At 65.1% G+C, this 1,342-nt stretch carries 2 protein-coding genes and 1 tRNA gene; 2 read left to right on the forward strand and 1 reads right to left on the reverse strand.

Annotated features, from left to right (window positions below; all coding sequences use genetic code 11):
• Window positions 1–120: 120 nt before the first annotated feature.
• The gene (locus ACWCRB_RS49730) at window positions 121–534 is read right to left on the reverse strand and encodes an SsgA family sporulation/cell division regulator (protein ID WP_004002642.1); all 414 of its coding nucleotides are present in this window, start codon (window positions 532–534) and stop codon (window positions 121–123) included.
• 191 nt (window positions 535–725) lie between these two features.
• On the opposite strand from ACWCRB_RS49730, the gene ACWCRB_RS49735 reads away from it, so the two are divergent.
• Together ACWCRB_RS49735 and ACWCRB_RS49740 are read left to right on the forward strand one after the other, a co-directional pair.
• Entirely contained in the window at window positions 726–1,178 is a 453-nt protein-coding gene (locus tag ACWCRB_RS49735) for a TIGR02611 family protein (RefSeq protein ID WP_451002360.1), read from the forward strand.
• Between the two features lie 55 nt (window positions 1,179–1,233).
• Window positions 1,234–1,305: transfer RNA gene (locus tag ACWCRB_RS49740), tRNA-Val, on the forward strand.
• Window positions 1,306–1,342 lie beyond the last annotated feature (37 nt).

Raw genomic sequence — 1,342 nt, forward strand, 5'->3', positions numbered from 1 at the left:
ACTTCGACGGCGGCACCTTCGACCGCTCCCAGCCGCTGACCCGTGAACACCTCCAGACAGTCCTGACCCGAGCCGTCTCCCCGAGTGGACGGCGCCGGGCGGCTCTGTGGGGGCCTCGTCCTAGCTTTCCGCCAGGATGTGGGACAGCTCCTGGTCGAGGTCGAAGTGGCGGTGTTCCGTGCCGGGTGGCACAGCGGCGTCCGTTCGCTTCAGGAAGGACTCCAGGGCTCGTGCGGGGGCTTCGAGCAGTGCCTCGCCCTCCGGGGAGCTGAGGGCGATGCAGACAACGCCCTGACCGTGGCTCCGGGACGGCCAGACTCGGACGTCACCGGTGCCGGTGGGCCGGTGGAGGCCCTCCGCGAGCAGGTCGCGGGCGAACACCCACTCGACGGTTTCCTCGGCTCCGGTGTGGAAGGTGGCGTGCACGGCGTAGGGATCGGCCGTGTCATACCGCAGTCCTGCGGGAACGGGCAGTGAGGACTCGCTCGACACAACGAGGCGCAGGTGCAGCTCGCAGCTGACCGTGGTGTTCATAAGCGCCAAGGCCTTTCGCTCAGTGTGCGCTCGGGGATTCGCACGTCGGCGAAATCGACATGCCACCTACGGTGCCGTTGTAAACCCCTCTGAGTGTTTTGCGTGTCTTTACGTAACTCTTCCGGCCGAGAACCGGTTCGTCGGCTACGACCATTCCGGTGACCGGTTTCCGTCGGGTAGGGTTTGGTCGTATGAATACGGGGAGTGACAAGCCTGGCGAGGTTGCCGTGGCACCAGATGAGACCGGGGCCGGTGAGACCGCAGCCGAGCGGGAGCTGGGTTCGAGAGCGCCGGAATTCGTCAAAGCACGCCGCATGCTGCACATGAGCTGGCAGGTCGGCGTATTCGTCGTGGGCCTCGCCGTGGTGGGTGCCGGCATCGTCATGCTTCCGCTGCCCGGGCCGGGCTGGCTGGTGATCTTCGGCGGTATGGCGATCTGGGCGACCGAGTTCGTCTGGGCCCAGTTGGTGCTGCGCTGGACGAAGCGCAAGGTCACCGAGGCGACACAGCGTGCGCTCGACCCCAAGGTGCGCCGCCGCAACATCATCCTGACGACGATCGGCCTCGTGATCATCGCGGTTCTCGTCGGGATCTACGTATGGAAGTTCGGGCTGGAAATGCCCTGGAAGATCAAGGACCAGTGATCCGACTCCGTGTCGGATGCACCCCCTGACATGGGGTAATGTTCTCCCTGCGTCCGGGCGATTAGCTCAGTGGGAGAGCGCTTCGTTCACACCGAAGAGGTCACTGGTTCGAACCCAGTATCGCCCACCGGATCGAGTGCGGTCCGTGTCCACGAAAACTTGGA

The organism is Streptomyces sp. NPDC002156 (assembly GCF_053593675.1).

What these genes read in the sequence shown, in the direction of transcription:
- ACWCRB_RS49735 (WP_451002360.1), top strand. Translation starts at nt 726, where the DNA reads ATGAATACGGGGAGTGACAAGCCTGGCGAGGTTGCCGTGGCACCAGAT.
- ACWCRB_RS49730 (WP_004002642.1), bottom strand. Translation starts at nt 534, where the DNA reads ATGAACACCACGGTCAGCTGCGAGCTGCACCTGCGCCTCGTTGTGTCG.